18 protein-coding genes are annotated in these 15,902 nt (G+C 53.1%); all 18 read left to right on the top strand.

What is annotated here, in order from left to right; genetic code table 11:
• Nucleotides 1–22: 22 nt before the first annotated feature.
• The 18 genes from ACZ5PW_RS14065 (at nucleotide 23) to ACZ5PW_RS13980 (ending at nucleotide 15,879) form a co-directional block, all read left to right on the top strand.
• Complete coding sequence (locus ACZ5PW_RS14065; RefSeq protein ID WP_464554743.1) at nucleotides 23–376, top strand: DUF2190 family protein; 354 nt, start codon at nucleotides 23–25, stop codon at nucleotides 374–376.
• Nucleotides 377–473: 97 nt separating this feature from the next.
• Complete coding sequence (locus ACZ5PW_RS14060) at nucleotides 474–944, top strand: phage holin family protein (RefSeq protein ID WP_464554740.1); 471 nt, start codon at nucleotides 474–476, stop codon at nucleotides 942–944.
• Complete coding sequence (locus ACZ5PW_RS14055) at nucleotides 941–1,342, top strand: DUF5675 family protein (protein ID WP_464554736.1); 402 nt, start codon at nucleotides 941–943, stop codon at nucleotides 1,340–1,342. Before ACZ5PW_RS14060 ends, ACZ5PW_RS14055 begins: the two co-directional genes overlap by 4 nt.
• Nucleotides 1,339–1,830: a hypothetical protein gene (locus ACZ5PW_RS14050; RefSeq protein ID WP_464554733.1), complete on the top strand. Its 492-nt coding sequence runs from the start codon at nucleotides 1,339–1,341 to the stop codon at nucleotides 1,828–1,830. Before ACZ5PW_RS14055 ends, ACZ5PW_RS14050 begins: the two co-directional genes overlap by 4 nt.
• 13 nt (nucleotides 1,831–1,843) lie before the next feature.
• On the top strand, nucleotides 1,844–2,017 hold the full coding sequence (locus ACZ5PW_RS14045) for a hypothetical protein (RefSeq protein WP_464554729.1): 174 nt from the start codon (nucleotides 1,844–1,846) through the stop codon (nucleotides 2,015–2,017).
• Nucleotide 2,018: 1 nt separating this feature from the next.
• A complete protein-coding gene (locus tag ACZ5PW_RS14040) occupies nucleotides 2,019–2,360 on the top strand; it encodes a hypothetical protein (RefSeq protein ID WP_464554726.1) in 342 nt (113 codons plus the stop codon).
• A 2-nt stretch (nucleotides 2,361–2,362) separates the two neighbouring features.
• Nucleotides 2,363–3,136, top strand: a complete 774-nt coding sequence (locus ACZ5PW_RS14035) for a hypothetical protein (protein WP_464554724.1) — start codon at nucleotides 2,363–2,365, stop codon at nucleotides 3,134–3,136.
• Complete coding sequence (locus tag ACZ5PW_RS14030; RefSeq protein ID WP_464554722.1) at nucleotides 3,133–3,567, top strand: hypothetical protein; 435 nt, start codon at nucleotides 3,133–3,135, stop codon at nucleotides 3,565–3,567. Before ACZ5PW_RS14035 ends, ACZ5PW_RS14030 begins: the two co-directional genes overlap by 4 nt.
• 11 nt (nucleotides 3,568–3,578) lie before the next feature.
• Nucleotides 3,579–5,015: a phage tail tube protein gene (locus ACZ5PW_RS14025; protein ID WP_464554720.1), complete on the top strand. Its 1,437-nt coding sequence runs from the start codon at nucleotides 3,579–3,581 to the stop codon at nucleotides 5,013–5,015.
• Nucleotides 5,016–5,049: 34 nt separating this feature from the next.
• The gene (locus ACZ5PW_RS14020) at nucleotides 5,050–5,397 is read left to right on the top strand and encodes a hypothetical protein (protein WP_464554718.1); all 348 of its coding nucleotides are present in this window, start codon (nucleotides 5,050–5,052) and stop codon (nucleotides 5,395–5,397) included.
• 77 nt (nucleotides 5,398–5,474) lie between these two features.
• The gene (locus ACZ5PW_RS14015; RefSeq protein WP_464554716.1) at nucleotides 5,475–5,690 is read left to right on the top strand and encodes a DUF1799 domain-containing protein; all 216 of its coding nucleotides are present in this window, start codon (nucleotides 5,475–5,477) and stop codon (nucleotides 5,688–5,690) included.
• Nucleotides 5,687–9,967, top strand: coding sequence for a phage tail tape measure protein (locus ACZ5PW_RS14010; RefSeq protein WP_464554714.1), 4,281 nt, complete (start codon nucleotides 5,687–5,689; stop codon nucleotides 9,965–9,967). The genes ACZ5PW_RS14015 and ACZ5PW_RS14010 overlap by 4 nt, the downstream gene beginning before the upstream one ends.
• Nucleotide 9,968: 1 nt before the next feature.
• Nucleotides 9,969–11,114 (top strand): hypothetical protein, encoded by a 1,146-nt coding sequence (locus ACZ5PW_RS14005; RefSeq protein ID WP_464554712.1) that lies wholly within the window; start codon nucleotides 9,969–9,971, stop codon nucleotides 11,112–11,114.
• Complete coding sequence (locus tag ACZ5PW_RS14000) at nucleotides 11,111–11,944, top strand: hypothetical protein (protein ID WP_464554708.1); 834 nt, start codon at nucleotides 11,111–11,113, stop codon at nucleotides 11,942–11,944. The genes ACZ5PW_RS14005 and ACZ5PW_RS14000 overlap by 4 nt, the downstream gene beginning before the upstream one ends.
• A complete protein-coding gene (locus ACZ5PW_RS13995; protein WP_464554705.1) occupies nucleotides 11,941–14,898 on the top strand; it encodes a hypothetical protein in 2,958 nt (985 codons plus the stop codon). The genes ACZ5PW_RS14000 and ACZ5PW_RS13995 overlap by 4 nt, the downstream gene beginning before the upstream one ends.
• Nucleotides 14,895–15,119 carry a hypothetical protein gene (locus tag ACZ5PW_RS13990; protein WP_464554703.1) on the top strand — a complete coding sequence of 75 codons (225 nt, stop codon included), beginning with the start codon at nucleotides 14,895–14,897 and terminating at the stop codon, nucleotides 15,117–15,119. The genes ACZ5PW_RS13995 and ACZ5PW_RS13990 overlap by 4 nt, the downstream gene beginning before the upstream one ends.
• Nucleotides 15,116–15,499: a hypothetical protein gene (locus ACZ5PW_RS13985; protein WP_464554700.1), complete on the top strand. Its 384-nt coding sequence runs from the start codon at nucleotides 15,116–15,118 to the stop codon at nucleotides 15,497–15,499. The genes ACZ5PW_RS13990 and ACZ5PW_RS13985 overlap by 4 nt, the downstream gene beginning before the upstream one ends.
• The gene (locus ACZ5PW_RS13980; protein ID WP_464554697.1) at nucleotides 15,496–15,879 is read left to right on the top strand and encodes a hypothetical protein; all 384 of its coding nucleotides are present in this window, start codon (nucleotides 15,496–15,498) and stop codon (nucleotides 15,877–15,879) included. The genes ACZ5PW_RS13985 and ACZ5PW_RS13980 overlap by 4 nt, the downstream gene beginning before the upstream one ends.
• The last annotated feature ends 23 nt before the right edge of the window (nucleotides 15,880–15,902 follow it).

Genomic DNA, 15,902 nt, shown 5'->3' with positions numbered 1-15,902 from the left:
TTAGAAACACGGAGTAAATGCAATGGCACATGAGCTTGCAAAGGGAAAAACCCTTACTTGGAAAAACAGCACCGGATCGGATGTTGCGACAAATCAGCCGGTAGTGGTCGGGGATACCCTGACCATCGCGGAAACCAATATACTGAACGGTAATACCGGTGCTCTTAATCTTGAGGGCGTCTACTTCATGCCCAAGGCTGCCGAAGGTTTTGCACAGGGCAAAAAGGTCTATTGGGACGCGGATGGTGACCCGCAGGGCGGTGTTGCCGGGTCCGGTGCATTGACCCTTGTTGCAGCTGACAATCTCTATGCCGGGATTGTTTATGAGGCTGCACTTACTGAGTCCGCCACCGTAGCCGTAAAAATCAACGGATAAATCTCCACAACCGTCCTCCCTGTGCTTGCCCTGCATTTTACCCGCCAACCGCTGGCGGTTCCTCGGGGCAGGCACAGGGCGGACAACCGGGGCAATTATGTTTTCCAAGATTATAGAATTTTTGGATAAGCTTTTCCTCTTCGATCAGTCGGCTTTCAAGTCCTTCTGGGCATGTTTCGGTTCCTGCATGGGGTGGTTGCTGGGTGGGTTTGATGTGGCCCTGTTGGCCCTGCTTGTTCTTTATGTGCTGGATTTCATGCTTGGTTTTTACCGTGCGTGGATGCAAGGGGCGATCAGTTGGACCAAGATCCGCCGGGGGCTGATGAAGACAGTCTTTTATCTGGTGCTGATTATCTGTGCGCAGATGCTCGACCAGATTGTTGTGTTTTCTTATCCCTCGCTGACTTTTCTGGCTAAAGGCGTTCGTAATTTCGTTATCGGCTATGCGGCTTTGTGTGAGTTCCTGAGCGTTTGTGTCCATCTCGATGCTCAGGGAGTTCGCCTGCCTATGGCTCTGGTTAAGCGTTTGCGCGGGTATCGCGATAAAATGGAGGGCGAAACAGTATGACTATAGTCGAACTTATCAGGGAAGATCAGGACAATGAGGCCACTATCGGCAGACTCTACGTTGAAGGTGTGGAGGTCTGTTACACGCTTGAGGAACCGTGGCGCGACAACAAACCCGATATTTCCTGCATTCCCGAGGGAATTTATCCCCTTGAGCTGGAATTCTCTCCCTCTAAAGGCTGCAGGCTCTGGACAATTAAAAATGTCCCGGGCCGCAAGTACGTGCGTATCCACATCGGCAATACAGTTGATGATACAGAGGGTTGTCCGTTGACCGGGACCAGACCCGGGAAGCTTAACGGTAAAAAGGCCGTACTTGCCAGCACTCCCGCATTTCACAAGTTCATGGCTGCCATGAAAGGTGCGACTGAAGCTGAAATCTATGTGAGGAACAAATGATTGTTGTTTCCTTCCTCTTAAACCTCTGCGGCGGAAGCAGGCTTAAGGCTGCTGCCGCCGCAGGCGGAATTTTGCTTGTGGTTCTGGCTCTCGCCGGCATGGGGCTGAAACTATTTTTTCTCAGTGCCGAAAATGAGCAACTGCGCCTTGATGTGCAGCGTTTTAACGCCACCGTAGTTACTGAGCAGGCCCTGCGCGCCAACGCTGAAACCCGCGCCAGTCTTGCCGAGGCTGATGAAGCTGAACTGCATAAGAAAGTGGCCGGGCTTCAAGGTCAGGTCACCAGCCTGCAAAAAACCAAGCGGGACTATATCAAGCGGCTGGCCCGTTCTCAGGAACTGGACCGCAGGTCCGTTACTGTGTCCCCGGAACAAACCAGCGGAGTGATTGACGATGAAACAAGCCGTGACACTGTTTATTTTATTAATTCTGTGCTCCTGCGCACCGAAGGCAACGGAACTGCCCAAGCCGCAAGTGCAGATTATTGAGGTCGAGGCCAAATTGGAAAAGTGTCCGCGTCCCGGGCTCTACGCGGTTTATCCGCTGGTTGATGGTGAACACATCGGCTCTGCGGAAAATGTGCGCCGCCAGAAGCTCAACACTTTGAGCCTGACCGATGCGGTGGAAGAGCGTGACGCTGTAATCGACTGCTACGAAGCACAGGCAGGTAAATAAAATGTCCATCGCCGATACCTTCGACCAGACATGCGAAGCCCACGGGGCCGAAATCCTTTACATGCCTGACGGGGCCGACCCGCTTCCGTTTAAGGCTATGTTCAAGGATTACGGCTATGGAGCGGAACCGCCGGAAGTCAATAAGCGTTTCCGGCAGGGGGCTTCCCGCTGGGCGAAATTCACCTTTTCTTCCAATAGGCTCGGAAAAGACGTTTCCCCTGTTCATGATGAACAGGTCCGGGTGGGCGAGTCTGTTTTCACCGTGCGCCAGTTCCAGCCCACACACGTGGGTGGAGAGGTGCAAATTTGGCGTGTTTTCGCCAATACCGACCAGCGGGGCTAACCATGCCATGGCAAAGACCACAGGCGGACGGTGAGGTCCGCACCGGAATCCGGGAAGCCCTCGATAATCAGGGGCGTCCTACCGGGCGCATGACTGTCGGCCAGCGCTATGATTTTTATTCCGGCGGTTCCGGTTCTCTGCTGGTCATTGATAACGGCAGTGAACGATATCTCAAGCATCTGGCGCAGAGTTTCCCCGGTGAATTCAACCGGGCTTTGCGTTCTGTCGGGTTTCACCTGCAGCGCTATATCAAGAAATCCATTTTTCAAAGCCGGGTCGGCGGTGAGACCATTGACCCCGCAGAAACTTCCCCTCGTTTTCGCAGGATGGAAGCATATCGCCGTACTGGGGATAAATCCAAAGCCCCTAAACGGCGCATGCGCAAGGGGCGTGTAACCGGCGGTTACAGGGCTTCAAAGGGCGGACACCGCCGAGCCTACGGCAGGGTCGCGCAGTCCATCGGTTACCTGCATGAACCCGCCAAGCAGCAGGTTCAGGTCGGTTATATGGGTTTGTCCGCTCGCAGCTTCGGGCGGGCTCTGGCTCTCGGTTCCCGAGGTGGAAAGTATGACTGGCACTCAGGCCCGCAGACCGTAACCCCGCGCATGCGGCGTTTTTTTGCTGCCACGGGCCGCGCCCTCCCGGCAGATATGACCACCATTGAATCCCCGCAGCGTCCGGTCATTGACCCGGCGTTCGAGGACTTTCGACCGAAGATCGGGCCGCTCATGGAACGGCGCATTGCCGGATATCTCAAGAAGGAGCGTAAAAAATGAGTGCCATGGATAAAGTTCTGGAAGCCGCCGCCATCCTTGAGAACTCCCCGGTTCTTGTGGAGTGGTGCGTGGAAGTCGGGCTGGACAATCCCAGTGTGGTTTATCCGGCTGATGATATGAATCCGGAGGGTGAGAGTTCAGCCCCCTGGATCGTTCTGAATCCGGAATCCGGTTCCGGCGGTCTTGAGGCCGAGAAACTGACCGGGTTTATCGGGCTTGATGTCGGTATCCGCGAGAAGGACCCGAAAAACGGGGTCAAGCTGGTCTGGCAGCTCTATAGAAAGGTGATCGAAATTCTTGTGAAAAACAATTTCCCGGTTTGCGCCGCAAACTATGACTTTGACGTATCCGGCCGCTCACCGCTGCGGGTGGTTTATTCGGATATTTATTTCAATGAAACCCGTGCCATGGGCCGGGAAAACGTACTTTAAGGAGACTGTTCATGGCTAGTTTCGAAGCCGCAAGAGGCTACAAATCAACGGTTAAGGTTATTTTTGAAAGCGCTTACCGCACCCGTCCCGATGATCCCGAGGCTGTGCTGGTTCCGGTTCTGGATTGCGATATGGACGGCGGGCGCGGTCTGGTTACTGATAAATCCCTGCGCGGCCAGTTTGCCCCCAGCAAGCCTTCACTGGGAAACATGACTGCCGGGGGCAGTCTCCGCCTGACTGCAGGGCTGCATATGTCCGGCATCATCATGAAAATGCTTTGCGGCCTGCCTGCTACATCCGAAATTACCGCCGCTCCGACCCTGTCCGGTTCTCCGGTCAAGGTCGGCGCCGGTCTGGTCAAGCTCCCCTGTGCCGGACACGGATTCCGCCATTATACGCAGGTCACGGTCCGGGGAACCACCAACTATGACGGTGTTTACATCGTCCAGCCCGAATCCGGTGCTGATGATATCGTGATTGAGGCGATTTTCGCTGATGAAGCTTTTGCCGGAACCGAAACCGTAAAGCGCGGTGCTTACCGCAAGCTCAAGGCCGCGGCGGCAATGGATAAGGGTGACGGTCTGGTCGGCCTGCCCTGTGAGGCCCACGGTTATAATTACGGTGAAAATATTACTGTTTCAGGCACTACCGGATACGATGGCAATTATGTTGTTCATGCCTCCAGCACTGCCGATGAAATCGTTATCGAGCAGGTTTTCGCTGATGAAACCTTTGTTGGTTCCGAGGAAATCGCGCCCAGATTTTTCCGCCACCTTTTCAAGACTTCTGACCGTTTGCCCAGTTTTACGGTCGAGGAGGATATTCCGGTTGATGCTGCCGAAAACAATGCCCCGTTCTGGTTGAGCGAGGGCTGCAAGCTTTCGTCTTTCTCTTATTCCTCGTCCGGCTCCACCGAGGGCGCGCTTGAGTTTACCCTGAACACCACCGCTGCTGATTGCCGTAACGCGCTGGAAACCGCAGCGGGATCAGTCAAAAAAGTTGCCCACGTCAACTTCACCCATTCCGATGGTGAGCTGCAGCTTGGCGGCGAAAAGATGGGGTCGGCGATTTCCTCCGGGGTCAACGTGAGTGTCAGCCTTGATACCACCAATGGTTACACCAAGGGCAGCAAAGGCACTCTGGCCTGCCTCAATGAAGACGATATCACCATCGGCGCTTCCCTGAGCTGCCATTACACCGACACGAAACTGGGCGAAAAAGCCGCAGACGGTGTGGTTATGGACTTTGTGGATTCCTTTATTTCAAAGGGTTCGCAGATTTCATTCATCCTGCCGGAAAGCCAGATTGAACCCAGAGGAACCAAGCCCAAAATCAAAGGGCCTTCCGGGATCACCATCGAGGCACAGGTGCAGGGCTTTCAGGAAAACAACGCCTATGAAGCACCTTTTGTTGCGGAGCTGATTAACGGCATCGCTTCTTACGCTTAAACAAACACTTTAACTTTTTGTGGAGAAAAGAAAAATGAATGTACCCCTTTCCAGTCAGAAAGTTGTTCTGAAGTCCCTGTCCCGTAAGGCATGGCGCGAGCTTGAAAAGCTGCGCAAGGAAGTTGTCAGACTGTCAACCAAGGCTGACGGCGGGGATGCGGATGCATTGCAGGAACTGCGTGATTTTGACGGCGATCTCAAGCGTGAAGATCTTATTCTTGCCATGTATCCGGACCTCAAGAACCCTGATGATCTGACCCAGCGTGACGTGAATATCCTCTGTGATGCCACGGAAAGATATTCACGCGGTGTCCCTGAGGCAACCATAAAAAACTTGTGGGCGTCTGGAACTGGCACAACAGCCCAGACCGAGAACAGTTAAGCAAAAACTGCGAACACTGCCGGAAACATTTCCGGGACTGCCCGCCTTGTGGAGAGTGCGAATGGGCGGTCCCGGAGTTGCTGGAGGAAAACGAGGAGGTTTTCGAGCTTCTTTGCCTCTGCGCCCGGCAGCTTCGCATTGGTTTCGGCGGTCCGGTCGGTTTTGATATGGTGGCAGTTTTCGCGGTTGCGGAAAAGCTGGGTATGGAAATCGGGCGGCACGAAATCGAAAAGATCAGGGCAGTTGAAATCGCGATGACACAAACCGAGCGGAGTACGGGCAATGATAGTTGAACGACACTAATACCAGAATCATTATTTCCGCACAGGACCAGGCAAGCCGTGTTTTCAACAGAGTCAGCATGGAGGCCGAGGGCGTTACCCGGCGGGTGAATTCCCTCGGCTCCGCCCTGGGTGGGCTGGCCGCTTTCAGCGGCTTGTCCGGCATCGGTGTGTCGGTAGCCAGTGCGGTGGACAAGTTCGGCCAGTTTGAAACCGCGCTCGTTGATATGGGCAAGGTTTCCGACCGCGACCTCGGCGCGATCCGCGCAGACATTGAAGCTATAAACCCCGTGCTCGGCAGCTCCACCGAGCTGATGCGCGGGTACTACCAGACCATTTCCGCAGGGGTGACCGACCCGGTCAAATCCGTGGAAATGCTGACCGTGGCCTCGCGTGCATCACAGGCCGCGCACGTCACCCAGTCCGAGACCATCAAGGCGTTGACCAAGGTCATGGCCGGTTACGGCGATGAAATTTCAACCGCCACCGAGGCCTCGGACCTCCTCTTTGCCATCGAGCGGCAGGGCCAGACCAGCTTCAGTGAGCTGGTCCCTGTTATCGGTGACCTCGCCAATATTTCTAATGAAGCGGCTGTTTCCACAAGTGAGATGGGCGCTTCCATGGCTTTGCTGACTCAGACCTCCGGTTCAACCGCCGAGGCTGCCACCAAGTATAAAGCCATGCTGGTCAACCTGCTCAAGCCCACAACGGCCATGAGCGAGGCCCTGACCGCGCTGGGTTACGAATCCGGTAACGCCCTTATTGCTGACAAGGGCGTTGTCAGCTCTTTGAAGCTCCTGAAGCAATACGCGGACAGCGCAGGCGTGGGAGTCTCCAGCCTGTTTGAATCCTCCGAGGCTTTTATGGGTGTTTCCGCGCTTCTTGCCGAAGACGGCCGCAAGCTGGCGGATAACATCAATGCTATCGGCTCTGCTGCTGGCTCCACGGATAAAGCTTTTGAAAAGTGGTCGAAAACATCTGAGGCTATCCGCAAGAAGTTCGATTCGGTCTGGTCCAATTCCATGAAGACTTTCGGGGAAGCATTTGCCCCGGAATTCAACAAGGGCTTGGATTCCATTTCCACTTGGCTCACCGAGCATAACGAAGACATTAAAGACTGGGCTGAAGATTCCGGGGAGGCCATTGGAAAACTCAGTAAGAAGGTTTCAGGCCTTTATGACTTTTATTCCGGGTTGCCTGAAGAGATAACAGGTGTGGCCGGGGCCGGAATCCTTGGGCGCATGCTTTTCGGCAGTTGGGGCATGGGCGGTCTGCTGGCCGCTATGACAGGATTCGGCGAGATTGTCGGACAAGCAAAATCCGTGGCGAATGATCTAGGCGAAAAGGGCAGTTTTACCGAGGGATTTAATAAGCAGTTTTATAAAATATTCGGATTCCTTGGTCTTGATGGCGGTGTTTATGATGCTAATTGGGGCGGTGATACTGTCCGCAAAATGCGTAAACAACTGATTGAGGAAGGGAAAAAGATTGATCCTAGTCAGAGTGCTGATTTTTGGACAGGAGATTTTTCTACTTCTTTAGCCTCTAGAGCAAGCGACAAATTTGCAGTTCCTTCTGGCGCGTTGGATTTGAATCTATTCCCGTCAACAGATGTAGATATGGGAGTATCTGCTGAGCAAGAGTTACGGAATAGGCTTAATTGGGCAAGTTCTCGTAGTGTGAATCGTGCTTTTGAGGCTGCAAACGAAAGAGCGAAACTGCGGGAAAAAGAAGCGAAGAACATCAAGAGCACCGGAACCGGAAATAGTAAAGTTGTTCCTGGTTCCGCCCTCACTGACAAGGAAATCAAAGCCCGCAAGCGCGCCCAGAAAGACTTGAACAAGGCTTTGCTCAAACTGACCAGCGAACCATACGAATTTGAGAAAAAACAGATCAAAGCCCAGAAAGCGGCCTGGGAAAAGGCCGAGGTTGACCATGTTGAGCTGGTGGAATGGGAAACATACGCCCTGCGCGAGATCGATGAAAAGTACAACGCTGAAAAGCTGCGCAAGCAGGCCGAGTTTAACGCCGCCTTTGCTGATGAATTTCTTGATCCCTACATTTTAGAGCAGCGCGCCATCCGTGAACAGGCCCGCATTTACCGTCAGGACAATAACAAGGTCAAGGTTGCCCAGTGGGAAAAATCTCAGCTTGCCAAGCTGGAGCGCGAACATACCAGAAAGGTTGAAGAAGAGAACAAAAAGCGTCTTGAAGAAGAAAAACAGGCTGCGCGAGAAAGGCTGCTGGCCCACGGCGATTTCTTTGACGGCATAGCCCTCGGCTATGAGCAGATGCTTGAAGATCAGCAGACATGGGCTGAGCGTGGTGTGGATATTTTTAATGATTTTGCCACCAGTGCCAAGTCTTCGCTTTCTGATCTCGGGTTTGATGCTCTGACCGGGCAGATGAAATCCTTTTCCGACTATTGGGATTCCTTCTGGCGGGGTATGGCCCGTTCTGTAATGAACCATGTTGCTGATCTGGCGGTCAACAAGGGTATTGAGGCGCTGGTCAGTATGGGCGGCGGTTTGTTCGACATGGCCGGGACCTTCATGTCGAACATTTTCCATACCGGTAACATGCGGGTCGGCGCTGATGAAGTTGCCGCAATCCTCCAGACTGATGAAATAGTTATACCCGCAAAACAGTCCGAGGCCCTGCGCCAGGTTGCCGGGTCGGACGGCATGTCCAAAGGCGCGTTCTTTGACAACATCGTTGATTACGCGGTCACCGGTAAACAATATTCCATTTCTGACCGGATCAACAATTCCCAGCGCGATATGTACGGCTGGGACATGCTCGATGTAGCCCGGGACTCCGCTCTGGTCGGCATTGCCAACGCGGTCCAGAACTGGACAACCATTGGCAGGCAGGCGGATTTCCTGCGTGAACAGGGTATGGATATTTCCCAGTCCGCGGTGGATAACGCCCAATACAATTACGCGCTTTCCGGTCTGGCCGGTTCCTTTTTCCCAACTTTCGCCGGAAACCTGATGGGCGCGTGGGGCAACCGCGCGCTGGGTATGAATGATGCAGCTTTCAGCCTTATGGGCTTTGACATATCTTCAGCGAATATCGGGAATATTTTGGGTTCTGCGGCAGGTATCCTGCTCGGCGGGCCTGCCGCGCCGATTGTGTCGGGAGTGCTTTCCCCTGTTTTCTCCATGGCTGTTTCAGGGCTGGCGGACGCATTTGATGCCCGTGAGCATGAAACTGTCCGCGATATGCTTGAAGAGAAGCTTGGCGCCGTTGCCGGGCGTCTGGCTTTTCAGAGCTTTCAGAATTCTATCCATGCCCATCCTTTAGAGGAAGGAAAATACGCGTTTGGTTTCAGCCTCTCGGCTCTGACCGCTCCGGAAATGGTGGCGGTGATCATGGACCGGATGGAAAGAGTGCATGGCATTTCCTCTGAGCCGAACCCTGTTTCCAAGGCTCTGGCCTCTGCTCACCAGTTCGGACACGAGTACACTTCCCAGATGATGTCGGGGTCAGCGGTCGATCAGGCCGCAATTGCCGGAGCAATTAAACAGGATCTCGGTTTCTTCGGTTACTCTGCCCGCGAGTTTGCAGCCCGGCAGCTTGGCGGTTTTGAATACGGCGACAGCTATTACACTGCAGATGGTAAGCGGGTCGATATAGATTCAATTCAAAACCCCAACTCGGCTATTGCCCGCGCTTATAGGGCTGCGATCAATAGCGGCAGGACTTTCAGTGGTTCGGGTGGTTCCTATTCACTCGGTGATTTCGGGGGACTTGGGGACGTGTCCGGCGGCCTTGGTGGTTTTTCCGGGTATGACGGCGTAGCCGGTGATTATGACCTGTCTGATTTCGGGCATGAGTTTGATGATTTCGCGGCATCTCTGGGTTCTGGCAGGAATAGTGGCTACAAAAGCTCCGGCAGTAACGTTTCAGGTGATGGAATTGGAACGACTGGTGGTAGCGGTAACGGGAGAGGTGGATATTCCCGCCGTCACGGTGGCCCTGTTTACGCTGGGGATTCTGCGCTCTGGCAGGAACGCGGTCTGCCCGGTGAGATATTCATGCCGCAGACCAACGGTTTTGTTATAAACCATGAGATTTCCGAGCAGTTTATCGCAGCTGTGCGTGATCTGGTTTCTGCGCGGCAGCAGCGTGACACTGTTTCCGGCTCCGGTGGCGGAACCACTGTGGTCAATATCCATCTGGACGGCCAGCAGGTTGCACAGGTGCTGGTTCCCCACTTACGTGAGGCCTCGGAAAACGGTGAACAGTTTGTCCATGCGGACACGCTGATCGAGGCGGGGGTATAAAATGAGCTGGGAAACCTACGCCGCACAGCCTTTAAGCCGCAAAATCTACACTCTTGAGGTACAGGTCAGTAATCCTGCCGACCCGGACGCCGAGCGCGAAACCCTGTACTTTTCCTCAGACGCTATCGACCCGGCTTTGTGTGAGTTCTATCATGCCCCGTGTATCAAGTCCCTGCCTGTGCTGACCCGTTCAGTGCAGGCTCTGACACTGGGCAGAACCGTTGCCACCTACGGAAACTGCTCCCTGATCACTTCCGGCGGACATCTGGACGAATCTATCCGCAGCAGGGATTTTGCTGGGGCGCCTGTTTCCATCAAGTCCGGCTTCGGCGGTCTGGACGTTTCCGAGTTCAAAGAAATCTTTTCCGGCCGGGTGGGGCCTAAGCCTGCATGGGATGACAATAAGCTTACCCTGCCGCTGGTGGATGGGGTGCGCGATCTGCTCGATAAAAAAATCGGTAGCGACAAAAACCTGTCCGGCGCGCTGCCCACTGTGGTCTCCGGGCTGCTCGATGATGCAGGGATCTCCGCTGAGACGCGTGAAACCGCTTTCTGGGATGCATGGGCGGCGGAGAATAATTTCAATGTCTGGCTGCCTGTCACCGCCAATCAGTCCATAGGTTCGGTGTTGGATATTCTGCTGGCCCCGCTGGGCTGCTGGTTCGGGTTCTCGCGCGCGGGCCTTTTTCGCGTGGCCACGTTCGCCGAGCCGGCTGCCGATGCAGATCCGGTCCTCAATCTCTCAGATATCGAGCTTTTCAAATTCAACGAGGCCGACCACGGCAAACGTTACTGGAAAATCAGCGTGGTCTATTACTCTGCCACCGGGGATAATGCCGCCACTGCTGAACGCAGCTGGGAGGATTCCGCGCTGCATGATGCCAATCCCTCCACCGAGGAAGTAACCAAAAAAACCGCCCTGACCGCGCAGGCCGATGCCGATACCATCCGTGACCGCTGGAAAGCACTTTTTTCGGTTCGCCGTCTGGTGGCGGGCTGTACTGCGCACGCCGAGCTTTTTGCGCTCAACATCGGGGATCACGTGCGCGTAACCCGTGACCGTCTGGATGTGGATCACGTTTACCGGGTGCAGAAAATCTCGGATGACATGACCAAAAACCAAGTTAAATTGGAGCTATTCCGATGAAGAATGTTCATTTTTTCTGGAACAACACCCATTTTGATAAAGCAGTGCTTGAGGCTTCGGCCTCGGCTCCGGGCTGGCCTGTGCAGAACCTGCAGAACCCGCAGATTGCGCGGGCCTGGAAATGTCCGGACGCCGGGGGTTGGATAAAGGTTTCCAGCGATATTCCGCGAACTTTCACCGCTCTGGTGTTGGTCGGGCATAACCTCGGCCTCGGTTCAAAGGTCCGGTTGCGGGTTTATGATGACAATTTTCAGACTGAGGTTTTCCAGCAGGAAACCGAGGTAATCAAGCCCGTATACAACATGAGCGAGTTGCCGCTCTGTAATTCATCCATGCTTGGCTATCCAAGCGAGGATGATCTCGCCATCCTGCCGAGAACCAATCTGATTATGCTGTTAAACAGGCCCCTTTGCCGCAAGAATTCCAGGATCGAAATAGATTCCCCCAGCCCTTTTCATGTGGGGCGGGTGATTTTCTGCGAGCACTGGGAACCGGCACAAAATTTCTCTTACGGCTGGTCGGACAATCTCGGTGATGATTCCAGCACTCAGCGCTCCCTCGGCGGTCAGGACTGGGTTGACCAGAAAAACCGCCGCTACTCTTTTTCTTTTTCGCTGGATAATCTCACCGAGGGTGAGGTTAACGGGCCGCTGATGAAGATGCGCCACCATTGCGGGACTTCTATCCCGCTGGTGGTTTCACTTGTTCCGGATGATCCCATAGCCAGTCAATACACTTCTATTCACTGCAAGTTTTCAGCTGTGCCCAAGGTGACGCAGCCAACACATAACCGTTACTCGGCAAAATTTAACCTAACGGAGGTATTATGACCCTCATTCGGACCCCGGTTGATTGTGATAACAATTTCGACTGGGCTACCACATGGCTGATTCCGTTGTTGGATGCGATGGTGGAATATATCAATTCTCTGGAATCCACTCAGCAATCCGCAACTGATGCCGTTGCCCTTGAGGTCGGCGCGGCCCGGGACGGGGCGGCAACCCTGCTGGCAAAGATCAAAACGATGGACGGTGTTTCCGATGATCTCAAGGCGCAGATTGAATCGCTCGTTTTGGGTAAAAAGGCAGATATTTACGATCCGTCAGCCAGCTATGTGAAAAATGATTTCGTAATTTATGACACCAGTATCTATGTGTGTCTGTCTGAAGCTTCGATCTCCGGTGTTGCCCCTTCTGATAAGTCCAAGTGGAAATTGCTGCTCGGCTATGAACGCGCACCCATGCCCACACTGGCGGGTCCGCTGACCGCAAACGAGGGAACCACGCATGATATAAGCCTCGGCGCATCGTATGATGCCAATGCAAAATATTACCCTACGGTTTCCGGTGGCAGCCTGTCCGGTCTGATGCAATTCACTGAGGGTGATTATGCAGGGCAGTGGGGCTGGAAGTGGACCATGCCCATTGTGGATACGGATACCGTTTTCACAATTGAAGTTTATTCAACGGCGGACGGTTACGCCCGGAGCTATCTTGCGAATCGTTCAGTCAACGTCAAGGACGTGCCCGTGAATGGAGTCGCAGTAGCTATAGCGGATAGCGAATGGAACAAAACCCCGGATACAGACGGAATTGAACCGCCTGCATACTCAAACCCGGCAGACAACGCCAATCAGGTGTTATCTGCTGAATTGGAAATTGAGCTTGCAAGCGGTGAGCTTGAGAATGTTATCAACGCTTCTACAACAGGTTTTGATACCAGTTCTGCCGTAGAGGTTGGGGACGAGATAGAGGCGGACACCGGGTCCTCATCAGTAGACAGTGTATCGGGCGGGGGCACTACTACCGTGGAGACATCTCAGGCTGGAGCTAGTAACAGTTTTGGTTCTACTTTTATGAATAACAATTATCCCCTCCCTAATGGCGAAAGGATAGATGCACTAGGGCTGAAAAGTTCATCCGCCCAGACTGGATACTTATTTATCTATAGACAGGACTCGGCAACGGAATACACATGTGTTGCCCGAGTGGAACTAACCCATTCTGGCTCCGGCCTTTTGGAATACGCTGAGTTAGACACCCCATATGACGTGCCCTCTACAGGGGGTTTCTATGTTGCAGGAGCTAATTTTAATACTGCAGGCGCTTATATGTATGACACTTCAGCTCTACGGGCCAATCCTGTTGACGCTGTTGTAGGGGAAACTCTTACTTTTGCTGCAACCACGGTAGCTCCTGTAACAGGGTATCAATACGGGAGTATGTATGCCGTTACAGTAAATCCGCCTTTTTCTGTAGCTCCAACAAAAGTTTTTAAAAAGCCTGCGGGGCTTGCTCTTAAGTTGGGCGCGGGGGTAGTCGGCGAGTATATGGGGCCGGAAATCCCCTTGGCTTGGGGAACTGGTTCAAACACTTCTGACCTCGTATTCGAATCCTCTGAGTCCTTAGCCGAAAAGGTGGTCAAGCCGAACGGTCCGCCAGTTGGTGGAACGGGGGCGGAGTTGATCCCCTCGTTTGTTGGTGCGATCTATGACGAAGAGACACAAACATCAACTGTTGATGGGTGGTCAATGAGTCAGAATGCAGTGATCAACCAGAACTATCCTTTCTGCAAGACGAGGCAGAACGATGAAGCAACGACAGTTCCCGGCTATCTTCCTTCGTGGGCTACCGGAAGCGCAAGTGGATATGGGTTTGTCACAGCGCCTCAACCAGTTGTAATCGGGGCACTCATTCTTGGTGGCGGTATTCCCGGTGGGCTGAGTGCTTCTCCACCTGAAAACATCCTGCTTGAAGGATTCAACGGGACTTCGTGGGATGTTCTTGTAGATACTACTGAAACTAGATGGACATCTGATTGGCAGGAGTTTGAGTATCCTGTTTCGAATGCAGCAGCATACACTGAGTTTCGCCTTGCAATGGATAGAGACAAAGTGCTGCACAAGATTCAGTTCAAGGAAGCATCTGACTTGACTTATGTTGCCGACCCGAGTGCTGTACATAATGATCTCGAGATTAACGGTTTGCTGCATAAGGTTGCGCAGGTTGTTGAGAAAATGGCCCCTGGAGCCTCAGCCGTAGAAGGTACTTTCGCAGAAACTCAGACCAACTCAAGACAGATGGGATATATTTCTGGCGTAGGCAATCGGGCTTGCGGTCTAATGTATAATGCTTTGAATGAATTAATTACTGGTGTTGTTGTGAATAACACTCAGAGTTCAACAGCTATTTGTGTTGCAAAGGTATATTCTACTGACGAAAATAACGTAGCTACGACACTCTTAAGAACCTCAGACCAACAGACAATGATTCAGGGTGATATCCCATTTTCTTTTGATTCTCCTGTAAAAGTCGACAGTGGCAAAAATTACTGGATAACAATTGAATATTTGTCTGGTGACGATGATTGGGCATGTGGTGTATGTGCTTATGATTTTGCCGGACCTTATGGTTCCAGTTATTTTGATGGTCCGTCCGAAGATGCATCAACAATGCAGGCTGCTGATGGTCAAGCGGCATGGGGCAACGAGATGTGGCGCATGAAGATTAATTGTGTATCACCGGATTTTTATACAACAACCGTAACCCTCGCCACCCCCCTTGCCCAAGCTCCCACCGGAGCGGAGGTAGTCAAAATCCCAGACCGCTGTAACCTGCCCCCTGCAGCTCTGACCGCACAGGTCGTGTCCGGACGGCTTAAAATCACGTCCGACATGATTACTCTAAATGAGGACCCAAATCTCAAGCGGCTGGTCATGGCCGTATTCGGACCTGTGGATATGAGGTTTAAATCAGCAACAATGAATATTCAGGAGAGATCATGAGCGAAGTAAAACATCTTGTTAAGCAGCAAGGCGGAATCTCATTCCACCGTGAGGTTCCGGCGAAACGGGCGTCTGATGATTTTGATTTAACGCAGATGAGTACCCAGACACGGGAAGCGTTTGCACGGGTCTGCCGGGATGGCGGGGCCACTCCGGCAGATTATCGGCATGTGTTCGAGTCCCTTCTCGGGCGGGCTTTGGTGGAGGATATATTGAAATGATCTGGATATTAATTTTACTCGGCGCGGTATGGTTCGCATGGGCCTACCGCCGGGAAACCGGCTGGGATGGGCTCAAGGAATTTGCAACCGATGATTGCAGCGGCGGCATGAGCTGGCTGTACAGGAAATTAACCGGAAAGCGTGTTCCGTGGGCGGATGCCTGTGTTGAGCATGACCGGGCTTATCACAAGGGTGGAACCTCAGCTGAGCGTTATGAGGCTGATAGATGGCTTATGACCTGCGTTGCAGCTGAGGGCTACCCGTGGTGGGCAATTGTGATGTTTATAGCCGTACGGATTGGCGGAGTCCGGTGGCTACCTACTTCCTACCGCTGGGGATTCGGCTACTCGTATGTATTGCCGTGGAGGAAAGCGAAATGAACGAAGTGAAAGTAGAGAGAGTTGAAAAGACCTGGCGCGAGTTTTTCCGCGAACCTGTGTTCGGTAAAACTGTCTGGGAAACCGATGCAGATGGTAAAAGGCATTATACCCGTGCGGAGGCCTACGAACTGCCGCTCTGGCCGGAACCGTTTGTGCGGTTGGTGGAACTTCACGAACAGGGCCACCTTGACGGCCTGCCCGGTCAGTCATGGCCTGTTGATGTCATGTGGGAAGGCCCCGGCAGGCTGGCTGATACCATGTGGGAGAAATCGTTACTCATCTTCGTAGGTCCTGCGGTCCTGCTTCGAAGAGCTGTTACCGGGAGCTGGTTCAGTAAAGAAAATCAGGAAAAACTTGAAGAGAAAGTTTCAGAAGGATAAGTTGCTGGCTGGACTGAGTTAAG

It is taken from the genome of Maridesulfovibrio salinus (assembly GCF_055394525.1).
Note: the sequence above shows the minus strand (reverse complement) of the source record. Positions and strands in the feature narration are given on the sequence as shown.